We start from the raw sequence: 19,742 nt of genomic DNA on the forward strand, positions 1-19,742 counted from the left end.
AATCGAAAGGCGCCTTTTCCTAAAAAAGCGTAAATTCGCGCCTGTAACCCCTTGATCCTGCATTCCCCCTAAGCTGTCCACGCGTGGACACCCCCTCAGCGCCGCATCAGGTAGGTGTCCATGATCCAGCCATGTCTGGCCCGCGCCTCGGCCCGTTTCGCCACGATCCTCGGTCCCGCCTCAGCCAGCGGCCCGGCCTCCAGAACCTGCTCGGCCATGCCCAGAAATCCGCCCCACCAGATCGAAATGCCCTTGGGGTCCAGCCCCTGAAAGGAACACTCCCCATCCAGCATGACCACCACCGTATCCGCCCCCTCGGGCCAGCCAAAATCGCGCAGCCGCCGCCCCGTCGTGACCACCACCGCGCCGTTCACCGAATTGAACGGAATCGCATGCGCCGCCGTCAGCGCCTGCAAGGCCGTGACGCCCGGATAGACCCGAACGGTGACGTCCTCGCCCAACCGCTCGGCAATCCTCAGCGTGCTATCATACAGCCCCGGATCGCCCCAGACCAACAGCGCCACCGGCCCCTCCGGCGCGCCCTCCAGCGCGGCCAGCCACCGCGCCGCGATCTCATCATGCCAGCGCGCCACCCGCTCCTGATAGGGCAGGCTTTCGTCCCGGACCGGCATCTCGAACGGCACCACCTGCGCCTCTGCCCCGGCCTGCCGCAGGATCTCACGGCGGATCTCTGCCAGATCCTCCTTGGCCGCGCCCTTGGTCGGGATCAACACCACCGCCGCCTCGCGCAGCGCCCGCTGGCCCTGCAGAGTGACATGCTCAGGGTTGCCCGTCCCGATGCCCACCAGCCACAGGTCAGTCAAAGCCGACCCCCAGTTCCGCCATCGGCCCGTAAAGGATCAGCGCCGGTTTGGTCCCGATCTCCCCCGCCAGCCGCGCCGACAGGCCCGCCACAGTGTCGCGCTGCAGGGATTGCTCTGCCGTTCCCACAGCCTCGGCCAGGATCGCCGGGGTAGTCTCTGGCAGCCCATGCGCGACCAGCGCCGCCGCCAGTTTCGGAAAGGTCCGCTTGCCCATGAAGACCACGGTCATCGCGCCGGGATCGGCCAGCGCGCGCAGGTCCAGATCGGGGGGCAGTTCGCCGCTGGCATCATGGCCGGTCACGAATTGCACCCGCCGCGCGGTCAGCCGCCGCGTCAGGGGAATACCGCATGCCGCCGCCGCCGCCACGGCCGAAGGCACACCGGGAATGATCTCATATTCGATCCCGGCGGCACGCAGGGCCACCTGCTCTTCTTCCAACCGCCCGAACAACCCGGAGTCGCCGGATTTCAGCCGCACGATCCGCCCGCCGCCCTGCGCGTAGTCCACCAGCAACTGGCTGACGTGATGCTGCTTGGGTGAGGCGCGGCCAGCGCGTTTGCCGACACCGATCAGGTCCGCGCCCGGACGCGCATGGCTGAGGATCGGACCAGAAGACAGATCGTCGAACAACACCGCATCAGCGCGTTTCAGACGGTCAACCGCCTTCAGCGTCAGCAGTTCCGGATCCCCGGGGCCGCTGCCGACGAAACTGACGAAACCGCTCATGAGACCTCCGCCGTGATGAGGTGAAAGAAGGTGCCCGAGACATGCCCGCGACGCGAGCCGGTTTCCGGCACCGGATTGCCATCGGCGTCGAAGACCTGCGCCAAAGGCGCGTCGGGCTGGTCGAGGATGGTCGAATAATGGAACTCGTGCCCGCGCAGGGCGGTGCCCGGGGCGTGGCCAGGCAGAGCCGCGTCAAGGACCGCGCGCCGGTAACCAAGATGGAACTTGCGCTTCTCATAAGAGGTGACCAGCCCCAAAAGGCCCGCCATCTGATGCGAAACGCCCTCTTTGTCGATCAACCGTTCACCAAGCGCCATGTATCCACCGCATTCGCCATGCACGGGGCGCGTTTCGGCAAAGCGGCGCAGGCCGGTGCGAAAACTCTCTGCCGCGGCAAGGCGCCCGGCATGCAGCTCTGGATAGCCACCGGGCAGCCAGACCAGATCGGCGCTGTCGTCAGGGGCCTGATCTGCCAGTGGCGAAAACGGCAGGATCTCGGCCCCCGCCGCACGCCAACCCTCGACCAGATGCGGATAGGTAAAGGAAAAGGCCGCATCGCGGGCCAGAGCGATACGTTGCGCCGGGGGCTGTGGCAGCGCCCCGCCCGCCGAACCGCCTACCGCCGCCGCCGCGCGGATCGCATCCAGATCCACATGCGCGCGCAGGAAGTCGGCATAGCCGGAAATCGCAGCCTCTAGGTGCGGATGTTCGACCGCCTGAATCAGACCAAGGTGCCGTTCCGGCAGGGTCAGGTCGCCGCGCCGGGGCAGAACACCCAGCACCTTCAACCCCGCCTTTTCCATCCCCAGCCGCGTCAACCTCTCATGCCGAGGAGAGGCGACGCGGTTCAGGATCACGCCTGCAAATAGCAACTCCGGCATGTAACGGGAAAATCCCAGCGCCGTGGCCGCCGCCGATTGCGCCTGCCCGCCCACGTCGATCACCAGCACAACCGGCCAGCCCATGCGCATTGCCGTCTCGGCGGAGGTGCCAAAGCCGCTTTGGCCCCGCGTGGCGACGCCGTCATACAGCCCCATCGACCCTTCGCCGATGCAGATATCCGCCCCCGCCGCCTGAGCGCTGATGGCACCCAGCAACCCCTCATCCATCGCCCAGCTGTCGATGTTGAAAGAGGCGCGCCCGCTGGCGGCAAGGTGAAAGGCCGGGTCGATATAGTCCGGGCCGGATTTGAACGGCTGCACCTGCAGGCCGTCATCGCGCAACGCCCGGAGCAGTCCCAGCATCACTGTGGTCTTGCCGGTGCCAGAGGCCGGGGCCGAGATCATCAGCCCCTTTGGCAGGTCAGTCATCACCATGTTGCCACTCCGCCCAGGGGCTGTCCGCGGTCTGCGGACGGTATCGCCGGTCATAATCGGCCGCATACAGGCGGCTTTCGGTAAAGGCGCCCTCGCCCATTGCAGGTCCGACAAGGATCAGCGCGGTACGGCGAATGTCCTCTCCCACGGCCTCGTGGATGTCGCCAAGGGTGGCACGGATCACCGCCTCATCAGGCCAGCTGGCGCGGTAGACGACCGCCACCGGACAACTCTTGCCGTAATGCGGGATCAGTTCCTCTTGCACCCGCACCAGTTGCCCGATGGACAGATGCAGGGCCAGCGTCGCGCCGGTGGCAGCGAAATTGGCCAGCGTCTCACCCTTGGGCATGGCAGAGGCACGGCCCTCGGTCCGGGTCAGAATCACCGATTGCGCCACGCGCGGGACGGTCAGTTCCACCTGCAGGGCCGCAGCGGCGGCGGCAAAGGACGGCACACCGGGCGTGACCGTGTAGGGAATGCCAAGCGCGTCCAACCGGCGAAGCTGTTCGCCCATGGCCGACCAGACCGACAGATCCCCCGAATGCAGCCGCGCCACGTCCTGCCCGGCCACATGGGCCTGCGCGATCTCGTCGATGATGGCGTCAAGGTCCATCGGCGCCGTGTTGATGATCTTTGCGCCTTCGGGGCAATGGCCCAGCACGGCCTCTGGCACCAAAGACCCGGCGTAGAGACACACGGGACAGGCGGCGATCAGGTCGCGCCCGCGCAGGGTCAGCAGATCCGGCGCACCCGGTCCGGCACCGATGAAATGGACGGTCATATCCCCTCTCCTTCTGCCAGCGCGCAGGTGGCCTGACGATCGCCTGAAACCACGCGCGGGCCAAGCAGGCGCGCGCCGCGTCCGGCCGCCGCAAGGGCCGCGGCCTCGGCCACGCTGCCGGTGCCATGAGCGGCCATGCTGGCCGTTGAATTTGTTGCCGTCTCCTGCGCCGCCAGACGGGTGCTGTCAATCGCGATGACCGGCAGATCCTGCGTCTGTGCCAAAGCTTGGAAGACAGGCGATGCGGCCTTTTCGCTTGCCGTCGCCAACCCGCTGACCATTTGGTTCCGGGCCGCCTGCCGCAACGCGTCTGTCAGGCTGTCCTCCGTAGCAGAGGCGCGAAATCCGAAGCCCGCGAAAATCATAGCCTGACGCTCCATTGCACCACCGGATAGGCCGCTTTCCAGCCTCGGCGCGGCCCCAAGGGGGCGGCCTCTGACAGCTCGATACGCAGGAGCGCGCCGCCCTTGTCGTCCTGCCACCGCAGCAGCAGCGCCTCGGACTCCAGTGTCACAGCATTGGCCACCAGCCGCGTTCCGGCTTTCAATTGATCGAACAGCCATTGCAGAAGGTCTTCGCTGAGCCCGCCGCCGATGAACACGACGTCAGGATGTGGCAATGCGCCCAGCGCTTCGGGCGCGCGGCCTTCGACCACCTGCAACCGGTCGACGCCCAGCGCCGCGGCATTGGCGCGGATCAGGGCGATCCGGTCAGTGCGGGGCTCCAACGCCGTTGCCTCGGTCGTGGGATGGCTCAACAGCCATTCGATCCCGATGCTACCGGAGCCGCCGCCGATGTCCCAGAGATGCTTACCGGGACGCGGTGCAAGCGCCGATAGGGTCAACGCCCGCACAGGGCGTTTGGTCATAACCCCGTCACTGTCGAAAAAGCTGTCATCAAAGCCAGAGGCGCGGGGCAATACGGCCCCAGCGCCCGACACCTCGATGGCCACGCAGATCGGGTGCGTGAACTGTCCCGAAACCGCATTGGCGGAGATCCGGCAGACCTCTTCGCGCGGGCCACCCAGACCTTGCAGGATGTGCAGGTTGCTGTCTCCGAAACCCTGTCCCGTCAGGTAGTCGCCCAGGTCCGTGACCGCAGCGCCATCGCGCAATGTCACGATCAACCGCGAGCCGGGGGCCAGATGCGGTCGCAGCCGGGTCAGGGGCGCGGCGTGTTGACCAAGGCACAGCGTCTTTTCAAGGGGCCAGCCCAGATGCGCGGCGGCGAGCGAGAAACAGGATATCCCCGGCAGTGCACGCCAAGCGTCACGCGGGAACCTGCGCGCGATCACGCTACCCGCGCCGAACCAGAACGGATCGCCCGAGGCCAGCACGACCACCTGCCGCCCGGCGAACCCTTCCAACAGGTCAAGCCCTCCGGCAAAAGGCACGGGCCATTCCACGCGTTCCGCCGTCAGTTCCGGCAGAAGCGCAAGATGCCTTGGCGGCCCCATGATGATTTCCGCCGCGTCCAGGGCGGTGCGGCTTGCACCTGTTAGCCCGTCCGGTCCATCTTCGCCCAGACCGACAATCGTCAACCACGGAGTGCCCTCAGACATGACGCCGAACCTCCTGATCCTTGGCGGCACGACCGAAGCCACCGCGCTTGCCAATCTTGCCGCCGAGCGCGGATTGCAGGGCACCGTGTCTTTTGCCGGCCGGGTGGAGCGCCCGCGCCGCCAGCCGCTGCCGCAGCGTGTGGGCGGTTTTGGCGGGATTGCGGGGCTGGCCGATTACATCCGGGCCGAGGGCATCACGCATCTTGTGGACGCGACGCACCCCTTTGCCGCGCAAATGAGCGGTAACGCGGTTTACGCCGCACGGCAGGCCGGGATTCCCATGGTGGCCCTGACCCGCCCGGCATGGCAGCCGCAGGCCGGTGACCGCTGGACGCATGTGCCGGACATTGCCGGAGCGGTCGCTGCGCTGAGCGGCGACGCCCGGCGCGTCATGCTGGCCGTAGGCCGGATGCATCTGGCCGAATTCACGCCCAATCCCCAGCATTTCTATCTGTTGCGGCTGGTCGATCCGCCCAAGGACAGCCTGCCCTTTCCGCAGTATCACGTGGTGGTCGATCGCGGCCCCTTCACTGTCGAGGGTGACCGCAACCTGATGACGGAGCATGGCATCGACCTTGTGGTGTCCAAGAACGCGGGCGGCAGCGGCGCCGCGGCCAAGCTGGCGGCGGCGCGTGACCTTGGCCTGCCGGTGATCATGATCGACCGTCCCGCCCTGCCCGACCGGCGCGAACTGGCGACGCCAGCCGAGGTTCTGGACTGGGTCGCTCATGCCGGGACGGATCTGGGTGTATAGACCCAAGGCGCAGCGCCATCGCGGTCGATCACCCGTGTGAGAGACGACCCCACGAGAACAACGGTGCGCATATCCGCCATGTCCGCGGTCGCGTCTTTCAGGCGGACAACACGCAACACCTCTTCGCCGGTCGAAACGGCGCGGGCAAAGATCAGCACCCGCTCCGGCTCGCAGACCTCGCGCAGCACGTCCAGCGTGCGGCCGAAGCCCTCGGGCCGCGATTTGGACCGAGGGTTGTAGAACCCCATGGCAAAGTCCGCCTCTGCAGCCAGTCGCAGGCGTTTTTCGATCAACGCCCAGGGTTTGAGGTTGTCGCTGAGATTGATGGCACAGAAATCATGCCCCAAAGGTGCGCCCGCCTTGGCCGCCGCTGCCAGCATCGCCGTGATGCCCGGCATCACCCGCACATCCAGCGCGCGCCAGCCTGCGGGACCGGCCTCCACTGCCTCGAACAGGGCCGAGGCCATGGCGAAGACACCGGGATCGCCCGAAGAGACCACAACCACGCGCCGCCCCTCTGACGCCATCTGCAGCGCATGTTGGGCGCGATCCAGTTCCACGCGGTTGTCACTCTCGTGCAGGCGCAACCCCTCACGCGGGGTGATGCGCCGGACGTAGGGAATATAGCCGACGATATCGGTCGCTTCCTGCACGATGGCGCTGACTTCGGGAGTGATCAGGGCCTCATCTCCCGGACCCAGTCCCGCCACGACGACCCAGCCGCTCATGGTCGGCGCCCCTGTCCGTGCACGATCACGATGGAGAAATAGGGAGAGACGCGGTCCGTGGCCTGCGCCAACGGCATCACGGTTTGACCCTCCATGCTGGCGTATTCCACCAGCATGGCGCGGTCCAGCTTGCCCGCCGCCTGCAGGGCCTCGCGGATCTTGGGCAGATTGCGCCCAATCTTCATCACGACCAGCGCGTCGGCATCGAGCGCGCCGCGCGTCAGTTCGGCCAATGGCAGCGTGCCCATCAGGACCGTCAGAACGTCATCGCCCCATGTCACCGGTTCCCTGGTCGCGGTCCAGGCCGCCGACATGCCGGTGATGGCGGGAACCACCTTGACCGTCACCTCATCACGCAGGCGGGTGTAGAGGTGCATGAAGGACCCGTAGAAGAACGGATCGCCCTCACACAGCACCACGACATCCTCGCCGGTGGCCAACAGCGCCTTAAGATGGGCGCAGCAATCGGCGTAGAATTCCGACAGGATTTCGTTGTAGCGCGGATCGCTCAGCGGAATCTCGGTCGTGACCGGGTATTCCATCGCAAACTCGACGGCATCCTCGCGCAGCATCCCCTCAACGATCCCGCGCGCGCGGCCTGAACGACCGGCCTTGCGGAAGAACGCCACGTGTTTCGCTCCGCGCACCAGACGGTCCGCGCGGACGCTCATCAGGTCCGGATCGCCGGGGCCAAGCCCGACGCCATGCACTGTTCCTGTCCGGCTCATTCTGCGCGGCTCGCGATGGCGTTGATGGCCGCGACGGTGATGGCGCTGCCCCCCAGACGCCCCTCGACTATCAGCGAAGGGACAGGCTGCGCCGCCCATAGCGCGTCCTTGGATTCGCGCGCCCCGACAAAGCCGACAGGGCAGCCGATGATCGCCGCCGGGCGCGGGCAATCCGGATCCTCCAGCATTTCAAGCAGGTGAAACAGCGCCGTCGGCGCGTTCCCAATCGCCACAAGCGCGTCCTGCAGTCGGGGCCGCCACAGTTCCAGCGCCGCCGCCGACCGCGTGGTGCCCAGTTGCGCGGCCAGATCAGGCACAGATGGATCGCGCAGGGTGCAGATCACGTCGTTGTTCGCGGGCAGGCGTTTGCGCGTCACCCCTTCGGAGACCATGAAGGCATCGCAGAAGATCGGCGCGCCCGCCTCCAGCGCCGCGCGCGCGGCCGCGACCATCCCGTCAGAGACGCGTACATCCCGTTCCAGCCCCACGAGGCCCGCGGCGTGGATCATCCGCACCACAACCTGTTCCGCATCCGGGGCAAAGCGGTCCAGGTCCGCCTCTGCCCGGATGGTGGCAAAGCTTTCCTTGTAGATGGCCGCGCCGTCTTTTTCGTATGTATATGGCATGCGTATTCAGGGCCTGAATTTGTCGTTGAGGTCAGCAGGGGTCAGCCCGCAGCGGATCGGGGCATCCCACGGGGTCCCCCGCTTGACAAGGTCGAATGCGCCATCGCGACCTGTCATGGTCACATCGGCGGGACGCGGATAGGCACAGCCCTTGGCACAGCCGGAAACGTGCCAGACCTGCCCTTCTGGAACGCGGGCGGCAAGGCGACGGGCAAGGTCTCGGGTGACGACACTGGCCTGCGGGCAACCGGGCGCCCCGGTACAGGCCTGCATCCGGCGCAGCGGGTCCAGCGGATCAAGGATCAGGTCCGGATGTTCCGGCAGGATCAGCGCACCGGGAAGGAACAGCATCCGGAAAGGCGTGACGCGGATTGCGTTGCCGCAGGGGGCCAGCGCGCGAAGCGCCGGGGCCGAAAACTGCCCGAAGGCAGCTGCCACGTTCAGTCCCCTTTCCCGGGGGCCGGGCCGGGCGGGCGCAACAGGGTCAGCGGGGATGGCATTGCCGTTGAGCGCGTCGGGCAGGACTGCCCCGCTCTTCAGGTGGCGCGCCATGCGCCCGCGCCCGTCTGGCCCCACCCCACCGCTGGACAGGAACCAGCGGGTGAGATCGAGCGCGCGGCCTATGGCCTCTTCCGGGGTCAAGACCCCGATCCCGGTGGCGCAGCCGTCCGCGCGCACCAGCATACCGTGGCGCGTCGCTTCGATCCGAACGTCGCCGCTTACGCCGGCCAGATGCCTCTGCGGTCCCGGGTCGATGACAAAACCGAACTTGCCCGGCAAGTTCGCGAATTCATCTGTTTCGAGGGCTGAGGCCAATCCTTTGGCAATATCTTCCGCAAATTCATCCTGCCGAAACGGGTCCAAGACGAGGTTGCGCCGCGCCTCGCTGTCCGCCGCGCCCAGCAGGCCAATCGCATGCAGGCCCTGCATCAGCGCCGGATAGGCGGCCTCCGACACGCCACGCAGTTGCAGATTGGCGCGCGCCGTCGCCTCGATCACGCCGCTGCCATGCTGCTCAGCCAGATCGGCCAAACCGCGCAGTTGCACCGCGTCGACCGCGCCTAAGTGAGGACGGACCCGCACCACCAGACCGTCGCCCGATGTCATCGGGCGAAAGGCGCCGGGGCACCAGCCCTTGACCTCTGGCGCCGTCACTGCGCCGCCTCCAGAACCGCGCGAATGGAATTGCGCCGTGTCTTCCACAGGCCCGCCTCGTGCAGCGCGGCGAAGCGCGCGCGCATCGCCTCCAGCGCCTGCGGATTGGCCTCGGCCAGGAACGCTGTCACCGCCTCGTCGCCCAGGGTCGCGTCGAAATAGAGGTCGAACAGGTGCCCGGGCACCACGTCCGCCAATTGCGCAAAGGCCGCCATGTTTTCCAGCGTCGCTGCGATCTCTGCCGCCCCACGGAACCCGTGCCGCTGCATTCCGGCGATCCATGCCGGGTTGGCGGCGCGGGCCTGAACCACGCGGGCGATTTCCTCTGTCAGACCACGGGCGCGGGGCCGCGCCGGATCAGTGTTGTCGAGGTGATAAAGCGCGGAGCTGCCTCCCGTGACCGCTTGCGCGGCGGCAAAGCCGGCCTCGTGGCTGGCGTAGTCCTCGGCCAGCAGCAGATCGGTTTCTGGCAGGTCCTGCAGGTGAACAAAGCTGTCCGCCGCCCGCACCCGCGCCCGCAGACCGGCATCGTCGCGCTGCCCCTCACCCCCGTCATAGGCCCAGTTCGACGCGGCCAGCCAGGCCTCGCCTGCCTTGTGCCGCGCCTCGTCCGAGTAATCGCCGATCTGCGACCCGATGCCGAGGCCAAAGCTGCCCGGTGCAGGACCGAACACCCGCGCCCCCGCCTGCCCGACAAAGGGGTTCCAATCTACCGCCTCGTCGCGCGCAGCCAGTGCCCTGACCGCCTGTCCGAAAAGAACCGGCAAGGTCGGGAAGACGTCGCGGAACAGGCCTGACACGCGCAGCGTGACATCGATCCGGGGACGATCCAGTTCCGCGATAGGCAGCACCTCGATTCCGCTGACCCGCTCCGATCCCTTGTCCCAGACAGGGCGCACCCCCATCAGGTGCAACGCCATGGCAAACTCTTCGCCCGCCGTCCGCATGGTGGCAGACCCCCAGAGATCCACGATCAGGCCACGCGGCCAGTCGCCTTCGTCCTGCAGGTGCCGCCGCACCAGTTCCTCGGCCAGTTTCACCCCCTGCCCATAGGCGCTGCGCGAGGGGACCGCGCGCGGATCGGTGGTGAATAGGTTGCGCCCCGTGGGCAAAACATCCTTGCGGCCGCGATAGGGTGACCCCGAAGGCCCGGCCTCGATCCGACGCCCGTTCAGGGCATCGATCAGGGCGAGCCGTTCAGGCGCGGCGTCATAGCCGCCCGAGCCCCGGCCCCAGACGTGCAGACCATCCCCGAACTGGCTTTCCTTTACGTCGCAGACAAAACGGTCGATCCGAGTTATGGCCTCTGCGGTACAGGTCGCCTCACCGATGCCCAGATCGCCTTCAACCCCCGCCGCGCGCGCCTCTTCGCGGATATCCTGCATCAACCGGTCCCGGCGCCTCGGATCCAGACCGTCGGCGTTGGAAAATTCGTCCAACAGGCTTTCCAGACGCAACAGACGGTCCGGCGTTTCCGACCTCTGCATAGGCGGCGGCACATGGCCCAGGGTCATGGCCCCGATCCGCCGCTTGGCCTGCGCGGCCTCCCCCGGATCATTGACGATGAAGGGGTAGATCACAGGCATGTCGCGGATCAGCGCCTCTGGCCAGCAGGCATCTGACAGGGCAACCGCCTTGCCCGGCAGCCACTCCAACGTACCATGCGCCCCCACATGGATCAGCGCATCCGCCTGCGCCTGTAGCCAGAGGTAAAAGGCGATATACCCGTGCCGGGGCACGCGCGACAGGTCATGATAATCATCCTCGCGTTTTTCCGAGTTGCCGCGTTCCGGCTGCAAGGCGATCAGCGCTGTTCCCCGGCGCAGCCCCTGGAACCGCATCTGGCCATCGACGCAGGCCGGATCGTCCTCGGCCGCGCCCCAGGCGGCGTGAACATCGTCCTGCAAAGGTTGCGGCAGGCGCGCCAAGGCCGCCTTGTACGCCGCAACCGGCCACGACATTGACGCGGCTTGCATGTCTTCGCCGGATAAACCTGTCTCGACGGCATGGCCCGCCTCGGCGAGATCCTCCAATATGGCCTCTGCGGATGCCAGCGCGTCCAATCCCACTGCATGCGCGATGTTCCAGTCGCGCCCCGGATAAGTCGACAGGACCAGCGCCACGCGCCGTTCAGCCGGTGGCAGACTGGCAAGGCGATGCCAGCGCGCCACCCGGTCCGCCACGGCAGTAACGCGCCCAGGGTCCGCCACATGCGCCACGCGGGCAAATTGCAGATCCGGATCGCGCGCGCCCGGCTCCTTGAAAGACACTGCCCCGCCAAACAACCGCCCGTCGACCTCGGGCAGCACGACATGCATGGCCAGATCCGCAGGCGACAGCCCGCGCTCCGCCTCGGCCCAGGCCTCGCGGGTCGAGGTTGCCAGCGCGACCTGAAAGACCGGCACATCCGCTGCATCCAGAGGAGAGGTACCGTGATCCCCGCGACCGGAAAAAGAGGTGGCATTGACAATGGATACAGGCGCCAAATGCCGCACCTGCCGTTGCAGCCAGTCCGCAGCGCCGGGCGCCTTGAGCGACGGCGCAAACAGGCCCATCACCTGAAACCCCCGCGCGCGCAGCGCCTCACAAAGCGCCTCGACCGGCCCCAGATCCGCCGCCACCAGATAAGACCGGTAGAAAACCACAAGCACCAGCGCCCCCGGCTTCTTTGGGCTGGAAATACCTTCAGGGGGGGTCGCGGAACGCGAGCGGGGGACAGAAAGTCCCCCTCCGCTCTCGCCGCCGCGCAGAACCTCAAGGACCGGGCAACACACCCCGTGCTCCGGCAGCCAGCCACCAACCTGTGGCAAGACCTTTGCCCCACGTACCGGCCCCGCATACAAACCCGCCGCCAAGGCCAGCTGCGCCAGCGCCGCCTGCGCAGCCACAGCGCCCCCCGTATCGCAAAGATGCTGTAATCGGCGCAGCGTCGATACCGGCAAGGTCGATACCTCGTCCAGCCGGGTATCCGCGCGCCCGTCGCCCGGAAGGACGGCAAGGGCGATGCCCCGGGCCTGCGCCAGGGCCGCGATCTGCTGCAACCCGTAGGGCCAGTAGGGCACCCCGCCGATCAGCCGGATCAAAATGCCCTTGGCCCCTGCCAGCGTCTGTTCGACATAGGTGTCCACCGACAGCGGATGTTTCAGCGCCGCGATATTGGCCAGCCGCAGAGAGGGCATCCGCCCCTCACGCCCGCCCCCGCGCTCCCATCCGGCAGCGAAAGCGCCAAGATCGGAATCGGACAGAGACAGGACCACCAGTTCCGCCGGGCTCTGCGCCAGGTCGGTTGGGGTTTCGGTCTCTTCGAGGCCGTGGCTTTCGCGAAAGATGACGTGCATGGCGGTTGCGGTGTGTGGTGGGTCGATGACCCACCCTACCCCTTACTCTGCGGGCACCGGTTCCGCGCCGAGGATGGCGCGGATGGCGTCGGGTTTCACATCGTCATGTTCGGCAATGACCACCACGCGGCTGGCCCGCGCCTCCTCCGGTTTCCACGGACGGTCGAACTGGTGCCGCACGCGAGCGCCGACCGCCTGCACCAGCAGGCGCATCGGCTTGCCCTGAACAGCGGCATAGCCCTTGACCCGCAGGATGTTCATCTCTTTGGCCAGACGTTCGATCGCGGCGACCAGCGTCGCGGGGTCGTCAATCTCGGGCAGGTCCACCACGATGGATTCGAAATCATCGTGTTCGTGATCATCGTGGCCATCGTGATGCGACGGACGCGCTTCCATGTCATCCTCTGCAGCCGCCTCCAGACCCAGGATCACGCGCGGGTCAATCGCGCCCTCGGCGACCTCGATCACCGGCAGCGGGCGCGGTGCTTCGGCGGCGATGAGCGCCTTGGCCTTGGCCACACCTTCGGGACCGGCCAGATCAGGTTTGGTCAGCAGGATGATGTCAGCGCAGGAAATCTGGTCCTCGAACACCTCGGACAACGGTGTTTCGTGATCCAGCGAGTCATCCGCCAGACGCTGCGCATCGACCCTTGCCACGTCCGGCGCAAAGCGGCCCGCCGCGACCGCCTCGGCGTCTGCCAGCGCGATCACACCGTCGACGGTGATCTTGGACCGGATATCCGGCCAGTCAAAGGCCTTGAGCAGCGGTTTGGGCAGGGCCAGACCGCTGGTTTCGATCAGGATGTGTTCGGGGCGCGGGTCCAGCGCCATCAGCGCCTCGATCGTCGGGATGAAATCATCGGCCACGGTGCAGCAGATGCAGCCATTGGCGAGTTCCATGATGTTTTCCGCCGGGCAGTCGGGGATGGCGCAGCCCTTGAGGATCTCTCCGTCCACGCCAACATCGCCGAACTCATTGACCACCACGGCCAGCCGCTTGCCGCCCGGGTTCTGGATGAGATGTGAAATCAGCGTGGTTTTGCCCGAGCCCAGAAAGCCGGTGATCACGGTGACGGGAAGCTTGGCGAGATCGGTCATGTCTTGTCCTCTTCGGGCGTATCGGTCTGCTCGGGCGGGATGCGCGCGACGCAGTTGCGTTTGAAGTGTTCGGGCCGCGCGCGCCACGGGATCAGCCCGTCGCTGGTGGCATGATAAAGCGCCGCACCCTCGGCCAGCAGGTCCGGATGCGACGCCTCGTGGAGATTTCCGTAAACGTAGGTCCATCTTTGCGGCCCGCCCCGCAGGGCGACGGAACACCCCTGATCGCAGTTCTGCAGGCATTCCACGGCGCGCAGGCTCACGCCCTCGGGCACACCGCGCGCGGCGATTGCGTCGTGCAGACGCTGACCGGGGCGGATGCCGCCCTCTGGCGCCTCTTCCCCGCGCAGGCATTTGACACAGACAAGCAGTTCGACCGGCGCGCTCATGTGGCGTGCCCCTGAACCGAGTTGCTTTTCATTTCCAGACCTCCTTCCGGGGCACCCCGCCCGGCGTCTTTGTTACACAGGCGATGGCAGGTCTCCTGGCTCGCGGGTCGGTGCGTCCTCGCGCCTTCCCGGCCGGTCTGGCCAGTGGCACGCAGCAAGGACACTCGCCGCTTACAGTTGCGGGGGCAGCCGCGGGTTTGAACCGCGTTCCCTGTTGTCATCCCCGGCGAACCCGGGAAAACCATCGTGACCGGTGTCGTGCGCCAGAGGCGCGCCCTTGTCAATCCGTCAGGTCGTTCCATCACGTCGCGCCACCAGCCGCATTGACGCGGCCTTCGGCCAATGCCATCCATCCCGAGCCCGAGCGACAGGGGGACGCCATGGACGACGCAACGACCCGCCACACCGAAAAGATGCGCCGCATCAAGGCCGCGCGCGACGAAATGATGAAGACCAAGACCGAAGAAAAAGGTCTGATCATGGTCCATACCGGCAAAGGCAAGGGCAAGAGCTCGGCCGGATTCGGGATGATCATGCGCTGCATCGCGCATCAGATGCCCTGCGCCGTGGTGCAGTTTATCAAGGGCAACTGGGACACAGGCGAAAAGACCTTTTTGCGCGAACGTTTCGCGGATGAATGCCGGTTCTTCGTATCCGGCGAAGGATTTACCTGGGAAACGCAGGATCGCGATCGTGACATTGCCGCCGCGCAGAACGGTTGGACAATCGCCAAGGAACAGATCCTCGACCCGAAGATACAGTTCGTCTTGCTGGATGAGATCAACATCGCGCTGCGTTACGATTATCTCGATATCGACGAGGTCGTGGATTTCCTGCTGACGCAGAAACCGCGCATGACCCATGTCTGCCTGACAGGCCGCAACGCCAAGCCCGAACTGATCGAGGCGGCGGACCTCGTGACCGAGATGACGTTGCTGAAGCATCCCTTCCGCGACGGCGTAAAGGCACAGAAAGGTGTGGAGTTCTGAATCCGGATGGGACGCGATGCGAAAGTCCGGACTTACAGGGTGACCGCCTTGCGCGACGTCCCTGTGCCGCGTCTGAGGATCGCGGTCTTTGCGGATCTGCACGCATCGGCGCCCTACATGGGACCGGCGCGCATCAAGGCCTTTGTGGATCAGACAAATGCGCTGAACGCTGATGTGATCCTGTTGCTGGGTGACTATGTCGGTCACCTATTGGGGGGGCGCGACCTTGCGCCGGACACCGTCGCCGCGCATCTGTCCGCCCTCAGGGCCCCGCTTGGCGTGTTTGCCGTGTTCGGCAACCATGACTGGCGTGACGATCCCCAGGCGCAGACCAACGGGACACCGACAAAATGGCACCGGGCGTTTGAGGAAGCAGGGCTTTCGGTTCTCAGCAATGACGCCGTGGTCCTGAGCAAGGATGGGGCGGAACTGACGGTTGCGGGTCTGGAATCCCAGCGCGCCCTTCAAACGGCATGGAAGCGCACGCCGGAAGGGAATGACGATCTGGAGGCCGTCTTGCCGAAACTCGATCCGGGCCGGTTCACGCTTTTGATGGCGCATGAACCTGATATCTTTGAGAATCTGCCCGATACCATCGACCTGACCCTGTCGGGACATACCCATGGCGGTCAGATTGCCCCGTTCGGGTTTCCGCTGGTCGTACCGTCCAGACATGGCCGCCGCTTCGCCTATGGGCATCATCGCGCCGGGTCACGCCAATTGGTGGTCTCCGGCGGGCTGGGATGCTCTGGCCTTCCGATCCGCATCGGCCGCCCGCCGGAACTGGTCATGGTGGACCTGTCATGAGCCGCATCGACCGCCAGCCCCCGGCCAGCCCCTGCGTCGCCCGTTGCGTGATCGACGAGGCCTCGCAACTGTGCACCGGCTGTGCGCGCAAACTGGATGAAATTGCCGTCTGGGGCAGCGCGTCAGAGGATTTTCGGGCGCAGGTCTGGGCCGAATTGCCCGCGCGGGCGGCGGCCCTCGGGCTGGCCACCCGCCGCCTGTCCCTGCGCGGCGAGGCCCTGCTGGCCGATGTAGCGCACAGGCTGACCTCCGGCACCTGTAAGCTGACCGCTGGCGTCTGGGGGGCCTCTGCCGAGTTTACCTGCCCTTCCGGCGATGACCGCCACGCAGTGATTGCGGAGGATCGCCTGACCTTGACCACGGATCACGGCGCGCTGCGGCTGGATGCGCCCAGCTACCTGACCGCCTTCGAGATCGAGCGCCCGGACGACACACCGCTATTGGCGCTCGCCGTACCTCAGGGCCGCGCGTTCCGCGATATGCCGCGCGCGCTGACCCCGCTGGGGTCTGATCCCGATCCACTGTTGCCGCGTGACGCCAAAGGCGCGCGATTTGACCTTGGGCTGGGTCGCCGGGCCGCGCGCTTTATGGTGCGCTGCGACAAAGATCTGGCGCGCGACCTGCACAGTTGCACCGGGGTGCAATGGCCCGATCACCTTCAGCATCTGGGACAACCCTTGGCCATGGCCAGTCCGGTGCGCATCGTGGAAACCCCCTGTCTGAAGGTCGAGATCGACGCGCCGATCCCGGATCCCGACGGAACGTCGCCCGTCGGCCCCCACACCCACCTGCTGCCGGATCACGTCGCTCAGGGGCTGGATTTGCCGCCAACCGTGCCCCTGCCTGCCGGCTATGTGGCGGTTGCCCTGATCTTGTCGTCATGACCGCGGACCTGATCGTCTGGGATTTCGACGGCGTGTTGAATGCCGAACCGCCTGAAGGCCCGTTTGCCTGGGTTGCCACGCTGGACCGTGACCTTGGCCTGTCTCCCTCAGCGTTCCGCGCCTTCCTGAACCAGCCCGATCAGGCGTCGCGAGTGCTGCGCGGTGCCCTGTCACTGGATGTCGCGTTGGCCGACTGGCTGGCCATCCAACCCACCAAGGTGACGGCGGAAACGCTTTTGACCTATTGGCTTCGGGCCGAAGACAGGCCGGATGATGAGGTTCTGCGCTGGCTGCGAAATGCGCCGCAACGTGCCGTGATAGGCACCAACAATCCGAAACCTCGCGCTGATTATATCATGAAAGACATGGGGTTCTCCGCCCACGTTGAAGCAATCTTTGCCTCCGGCGCACTGGGGGTCGCCAAACCGGATCCGGGCTTTTTCGCGCACATCGAACGCTGGGCACGGCTGACGCCGCCGCAGATACTGCTGATCGACGACAACCGGGCCAATATCGCCTCTGCGGCAAAGCGAGGCTGGCAAACCTTCCTGTTCGATGATCACAGCCGGGACCACCTGCCAAGCCGGTTGGGGATCGACGCATGAGCCGCGCAGTGATGATACAGGGCACCGGATCGAACGTGGGCAAGTCCATGCTGGTCGCCGGCCTGTGCCGGGCGGCTCGGCGGCGTGGCCTGTCGGTCGCCCCGTTCAAACCGCAGAACATGTCGAACAACGCGGCCGTGACCTCGGACGGAGGAGAGATCGGACGCGCGCAGGCGTTGCAGGCCCTGGCCTGCGGTTTGCCGCTGCATACCGACATGAACCCGGTTCTGTTGAAACCGGAAACGGATGTGGGCGCTCAGGTCGTCGTTCAGGGCAAGCGACTGACCACGGCCAAGGCCCGAGAATACGCGAAGTTAAAGCCACAACTTCTTGTTTCTGTTCTGGAAAGCTTTGAGCGACTTAAGGCGACCCATGACCTTGTGATCGTCGAAGGCGCGGGCAGCCCTGCAGAGGTCAATCTGCGTAACGGCGACATCGCCAACATGGGTTTTGCGCGCGCTGCAAATGTCCCGGTGATCCTTGCCGGGGATATCGACCGTGGCGGTGTGATTGCCCAGATCGTCGGAACGCAGGCGATCCTTGATCCAGAAGATGCCGAACTGATTTCCGGTTTTCTAATCAACAAGTTTCGCGGCGACCCTCGACTGTTCGACGACGGATATGCGCTGATCGAAGAACGCACGGGATGGCAGGGGTTTGGCGTCGCGCCTTGGTTCCCGGACGCGTGGAAACTGCCCGCCGAGGACGCGCTGGACATTCGCACACAGGCGCATCGTGACGGGCTGCATATCGTCTGCCTGTGCTTGTCCCGGATGGCCAATTTCGACGATCTGGACCCCTTTGCGCAGGAACCCGGCGTGCGGCTGACCATGCTGCGCCGGGGCGAAGCGATCCCCGGCGACGCCGATCTTGTCATTCTCCCCGGCAGCAAATCGACGCGGGGCGACCTTGCGTTTCTGCGCGATCAGGGCTGGGACACAGACCTGGTGGCCCACCACCGGCGCGGGGGACGCATTCTGGGGATATGTGGTGGTTATCAGATGCTTGGCACCGCTATTGACGATCCAGAGGGCATCGAAGGCCCGGCAGGCCGCGATGCCGGATTGGGATTTCTGAAGGTCGAAACCATAATGACGCCAGACAAATCCCTGACGGAAACCCGCGCAATCCATGCTGCGACCGGGGCGCCCTTTCACGGGTATGAAATCCACATCGGACGCAGCGACGGGCCCGATCGCGCGCGTCCCTTTGCCTTTGTCGACGGGCAGCCAGAGGGCGCCGATTCCGCTGATGGTCGCGTGACGGGCAGTTACCTTCACGGCATGTTCCGAGATGACGGGTTTCGGGCGGCTTGGCTGGCGGGGTTTGGTGTTACGGCGACCGGATCCTATAATGCCGGTGTCGAGGCTGCGCTTGACGCATTGGCCGACCATATGGAAACGCATCTGGATGTGGACGGCCTGCTGGCCGCCGCGCGCTGAACCGCCTCAGCTCCCGGCGAGGGTTGCTTCCAACCGTTGCCAGCCTGCTTGGTCCCCCGGCAGGCCGAAGCGCAGCCACCCGGTGGAATAGGGGAATTTCCGAACCCAGATTTGCGCCTTGGCCAGACGCTCCTGCACCGCAGCCGCATCGCCCACATCATAGGTGCGGAACAGGACAGTCCCGCCGACAGACTGCCAGCCTGCACGTTCCGCAATCGCATCAAGCCGTACTGCGTCCCGTGACAGGCGCGCGATCGTCTCTGCCTGCCACGCATCGTCGGCCAGTGCGACGCGGCCACAAGCAATCGCCGGGCCGCTGACCGCCCAGGGGCCTGACAATGCACGCATTTTCTCGATAAGCGCGGGCTTCCCAAGGGCAAATCCCAGCCGCACCCCGGCAAGCCCGTAGAACTTGCCAAAGGACCGGAGGACAAGGATGTTCACCCCCTCCGGCAGTTGATCCATGTAGGGCACCAGCGAGTATTCCGGCACGGGATCCGCAAAGCTTTCGTCGACGACCAACAGGCCGACCCCATGCGCCAGATCGATCAGGCTTTCCGGTGTCCAAAGACGTCCGTCCGGGTTGTTCGGGTTGACCACAACGCCCAGTTCCGCGCCGCGCAGACCGTCGATATCCGGCACCTGCTGGACCGTCCAACCCTGCGACTCCAGCGCGCCGGCGTGTTCGTTATAGGTGGGCGTGACCACGCGCGCCTGTCCCGATGTGGTCAGTCGCGGTACCAGTTGAATGGCCCCCTGCGCCCCTGCCAAGGCCACAGAGTGAACACCATCGCCCGCGCGATAAGAGCGTCTCGCAATATCCTGCAATTCAACGACTTCCTCCCGCGTCGGCAGGGCATTCCACAGGTGTTTCGGGATATCCGGCAACGGATAGGCACAGGGGTTGATGCCAGTCGAAAGGTCGAGCCAGTCAGAGCCGCCAAATAGCGCCTTGGCTCGGTCCAGATCGCCACCGTGATCACGCATGAG

General features: G+C 65.9%; 20 protein-coding genes and 1 riboswitch. Of the genes, 6 read left to right on the top strand and 14 right to left on the bottom strand.

Going from position 1 to position 19,742, the window contains the following annotated elements:
* Positions 1-95 precede the first annotated feature (95 nt).
* From cobF to cbiE, 6 genes are read right to left on the bottom strand one after another with little or no spacing between them, the layout of a single operon-like run.
* Positions 96-824: a precorrin-6A synthase (deacetylating) gene (cobF, locus tag ACTXGA_RS00510; RefSeq protein ID WP_443391134.1), complete on the bottom strand. Its 729-nt coding sequence runs from the start codon at positions 822-824 to the stop codon at positions 96-98.
* Entirely contained in the window at positions 817-1,551 is a 735-nt protein-coding gene (gene cobA / locus ACTXGA_RS00515) for a uroporphyrinogen-III C-methyltransferase (RefSeq protein ID WP_443391135.1), read from the bottom strand. Before cobA ends, cobF begins: the two co-directional genes overlap by 8 nt.
* The gene (locus ACTXGA_RS00520) at positions 1,548-2,861 is read right to left on the bottom strand and encodes a cobyrinic acid a,c-diamide synthase CobB (protein ID WP_443391574.1); all 1,314 of its coding nucleotides are present in this window, start codon (positions 2,859-2,861) and stop codon (positions 1,548-1,550) included. The genes cobA and ACTXGA_RS00520 overlap by 4 nt, the downstream gene beginning before the upstream one ends.
* A complete protein-coding gene (gene cobM, locus ACTXGA_RS00525) occupies positions 2,854-3,648 on the bottom strand; it encodes a precorrin-4 C(11)-methyltransferase (RefSeq protein ID WP_443391136.1) in 795 nt (264 codons plus the stop codon). The genes ACTXGA_RS00520 and cobM overlap by 8 nt, the downstream gene beginning before the upstream one ends.
* Positions 3,645-4,013 (bottom strand): cobalamin biosynthesis protein, encoded by a 369-nt coding sequence (locus ACTXGA_RS00530; RefSeq protein ID WP_443391137.1) that lies wholly within the window; start codon positions 4,011-4,013, stop codon positions 3,645-3,647. Before ACTXGA_RS00530 ends, cobM begins: the two co-directional genes overlap by 4 nt.
* Positions 4,010-5,209 carry a precorrin-6y C5,15-methyltransferase (decarboxylating) subunit CbiE gene (cbiE, locus tag ACTXGA_RS00535; RefSeq protein ID WP_443391138.1) on the bottom strand — a complete coding sequence of 400 codons (1,200 nt, stop codon included), beginning with the start codon at positions 5,207-5,209 and terminating at the stop codon, positions 4,010-4,012. The genes ACTXGA_RS00530 and cbiE overlap by 4 nt, the downstream gene beginning before the upstream one ends.
* On the opposite strand from cbiE, the gene ACTXGA_RS00540 reads away from it, so the two are divergent.
* Positions 5,208-5,963, top strand: a complete 756-nt coding sequence (locus tag ACTXGA_RS00540; protein WP_443391139.1) for a cobalt-precorrin-6A reductase — start codon at positions 5,208-5,210, stop codon at positions 5,961-5,963. The two genes, cbiE and ACTXGA_RS00540, sit on opposite strands and share 2 nt — an antisense overlap.
* On the opposite strand, the gene cobJ is transcribed toward ACTXGA_RS00540, so the two are convergent.
* Genes cobJ through ACTXGA_RS00575 form a run of 7 tightly spaced genes read right to left on the bottom strand, consistent with a single transcriptional unit; the run spans position 5,936 to position 14,025 of the window.
* Positions 5,936-6,691, bottom strand: a complete 756-nt coding sequence (gene cobJ, locus ACTXGA_RS00545) for a precorrin-3B C(17)-methyltransferase (protein ID WP_443391140.1) — start codon at positions 6,689-6,691, stop codon at positions 5,936-5,938. The genes ACTXGA_RS00540 and cobJ overlap by 28 nt on opposite strands.
* A complete protein-coding gene (locus ACTXGA_RS00550; RefSeq protein ID WP_443391141.1) occupies positions 6,688-7,419 on the bottom strand; it encodes a precorrin-2 C(20)-methyltransferase in 732 nt (243 codons plus the stop codon). The genes cobJ and ACTXGA_RS00550 overlap by 4 nt, the downstream gene beginning before the upstream one ends.
* A complete protein-coding gene (locus ACTXGA_RS00555; protein WP_443391142.1) occupies positions 7,416-8,045 on the bottom strand; it encodes a precorrin-8X methylmutase in 630 nt (209 codons plus the stop codon). The genes ACTXGA_RS00550 and ACTXGA_RS00555 overlap by 4 nt, the downstream gene beginning before the upstream one ends.
* A gap of 6 nt (positions 8,046-8,051) precedes the next feature.
* Positions 8,052-9,200, bottom strand: a complete 1,149-nt coding sequence (locus ACTXGA_RS00560) for a ferredoxin-like domain-containing protein (RefSeq protein WP_443391143.1) — start codon at positions 9,198-9,200, stop codon at positions 8,052-8,054.
* The gene (cobN, locus tag ACTXGA_RS00565; RefSeq protein ID WP_443391144.1) at positions 9,197-12,538 is read right to left on the bottom strand and encodes a cobaltochelatase subunit CobN; all 3,342 of its coding nucleotides are present in this window, start codon (positions 12,536-12,538) and stop codon (positions 9,197-9,199) included. Before cobN ends, ACTXGA_RS00560 begins: the two co-directional genes overlap by 4 nt.
* Before the next feature lie 42 nt (positions 12,539-12,580).
* Entirely contained in the window at positions 12,581-13,636 is a 1,056-nt protein-coding gene (cobW, locus tag ACTXGA_RS00570; protein WP_443391145.1) for a cobalamin biosynthesis protein CobW, read from the bottom strand.
* Positions 13,633-14,025, bottom strand: coding sequence for a DUF1636 family protein (locus tag ACTXGA_RS00575; protein ID WP_443391146.1), 393 nt, complete (start codon positions 14,023-14,025; stop codon positions 13,633-13,635). Before ACTXGA_RS00575 ends, cobW begins: the two co-directional genes overlap by 4 nt.
* A 68-nt stretch (positions 14,026-14,093) precedes the next feature.
* Positions 14,094-14,286, bottom strand: a riboswitch (cobalamin riboswitch).
* Between the two features lie 119 nt (positions 14,287-14,405).
* Between ACTXGA_RS00575 and cobO the strand changes: the two genes are divergently transcribed.
* The 5 genes from cobO to ACTXGA_RS00600 are packed head-to-tail and all read left to right on the top strand — an operon-like array spanning position 14,406 to position 18,752.
* Positions 14,406-15,014 (top strand): cob(I)yrinic acid a,c-diamide adenosyltransferase, encoded by a 609-nt coding sequence (gene cobO / locus ACTXGA_RS00580; RefSeq protein ID WP_443391147.1) that lies wholly within the window; start codon positions 14,406-14,408, stop codon positions 15,012-15,014.
* 48 nt (positions 15,015-15,062) lie between these two features.
* Complete coding sequence (locus tag ACTXGA_RS00585; protein ID WP_443391148.1) at positions 15,063-15,821, top strand: metallophosphoesterase; 759 nt, start codon at positions 15,063-15,065, stop codon at positions 15,819-15,821.
* Entirely contained in the window at positions 15,818-16,705 is an 888-nt protein-coding gene (locus tag ACTXGA_RS00590) for a DUF1289 domain-containing protein (RefSeq protein WP_443391149.1), read from the top strand. The genes ACTXGA_RS00585 and ACTXGA_RS00590 overlap by 4 nt, the downstream gene beginning before the upstream one ends.
* Complete coding sequence (locus tag ACTXGA_RS00595) at positions 16,702-17,310, top strand: HAD family hydrolase (protein ID WP_443391150.1); 609 nt, start codon at positions 16,702-16,704, stop codon at positions 17,308-17,310. The genes ACTXGA_RS00590 and ACTXGA_RS00595 overlap by 4 nt, the downstream gene beginning before the upstream one ends.
* On the top strand, positions 17,307-18,752 hold the full coding sequence (locus ACTXGA_RS00600) for a cobyric acid synthase (protein ID WP_443391151.1): 1,446 nt from the start codon (positions 17,307-17,309) through the stop codon (positions 18,750-18,752). Before ACTXGA_RS00595 ends, ACTXGA_RS00600 begins: the two co-directional genes overlap by 4 nt.
* A 6-nt stretch (positions 18,753-18,758) precedes the next feature.
* On the opposite strand, the gene cobD is transcribed toward ACTXGA_RS00600, so the two are convergent.
* Positions 18,759-19,739: a threonine-phosphate decarboxylase CobD gene (gene cobD, locus ACTXGA_RS00605; RefSeq protein WP_443391152.1), complete on the bottom strand. Its 981-nt coding sequence runs from the start codon at positions 19,737-19,739 to the stop codon at positions 18,759-18,761.
* Positions 19,740-19,742: the final 3 nt, after the last annotated feature.

This window comes from Antarctobacter jejuensis (assembly GCF_052266595.1).
GTDB lineage: Bacteria > Pseudomonadota > Alphaproteobacteria > Rhodobacterales > Rhodobacteraceae > Antarctobacter > Antarctobacter jejuensis.

Coding starts and splice junctions, on each gene's coding strand:
- cobA (WP_443391135.1), bottom strand. CDS start 1,551: ATGAGCGGTTTCGTCAGTTTCGTCGGCAGCGGCCCCGGGGATCCGGAA.
- ACTXGA_RS00520 (WP_443391574.1), bottom strand. CDS start 2,861: ATGACTGACCTGCCAAAGGGGCTGATGATCTCGGCCCCGGCCTCTGGC.
- cobM (WP_443391136.1), bottom strand. CDS start 3,648: ATGACCGTCCATTTCATCGGTGCCGGACCGGGTGCGCCGGATCTGCTG.
- ACTXGA_RS00530 (WP_443391137.1), bottom strand. CDS start 4,013: ATGATTTTCGCGGGCTTCGGATTTCGCGCCTCTGCTACGGAGGACAGC.
- ACTXGA_RS00540 (WP_443391139.1), top strand. CDS start 5,208: ATGACGCCGAACCTCCTGATCCTTGGCGGCACGACCGAAGCCACCGCG.
- cbiE (WP_443391138.1), bottom strand. CDS start 5,209: ATGTCTGAGGGCACTCCGTGGTTGACGATTGTCGGTCTGGGCGAAGAT.
- cobJ (WP_443391140.1), bottom strand. CDS start 6,691: ATGAGCGGCTGGGTCGTCGTGGCGGGACTGGGTCCGGGAGATGAGGCC.
- ACTXGA_RS00550 (WP_443391141.1), bottom strand. CDS start 7,419: ATGAGCCGGACAGGAACAGTGCATGGCGTCGGGCTTGGCCCCGGCGAT.
- ACTXGA_RS00555 (WP_443391142.1), bottom strand. CDS start 8,045: ATGCCATATACATACGAAAAAGACGGCGCGGCCATCTACAAGGAAAGC.
- cobN (WP_443391144.1), bottom strand. CDS start 12,538: ATGCACGTCATCTTTCGCGAAAGCCACGGCCTCGAAGAGACCGAAACC.
- cobW (WP_443391145.1), bottom strand. CDS start 13,636: ATGACCGATCTCGCCAAGCTTCCCGTCACCGTGATCACCGGCTTTCTG.
- ACTXGA_RS00575 (WP_443391146.1), bottom strand. CDS start 14,025: ATGAGCGCGCCGGTCGAACTGCTTGTCTGTGTCAAATGCCTGCGCGGG.
- cobO (WP_443391147.1), top strand. CDS start 14,406: ATGGACGACGCAACGACCCGCCACACCGAAAAGATGCGCCGCATCAAG.
- ACTXGA_RS00590 (WP_443391149.1), top strand. CDS start 15,818: ATGAGCCGCATCGACCGCCAGCCCCCGGCCAGCCCCTGCGTCGCCCGT.
- ACTXGA_RS00595 (WP_443391150.1), top strand. CDS start 16,702: ATGACCGCGGACCTGATCGTCTGGGATTTCGACGGCGTGTTGAATGCC.
- ACTXGA_RS00600 (WP_443391151.1), top strand. CDS start 17,307: ATGAGCCGCGCAGTGATGATACAGGGCACCGGATCGAACGTGGGCAAG.
- cobD (WP_443391152.1), bottom strand. CDS start 19,739: ATGCGTGATCACGGTGGCGATCTGGACCGAGCCAAGGCGCTATTTGGC.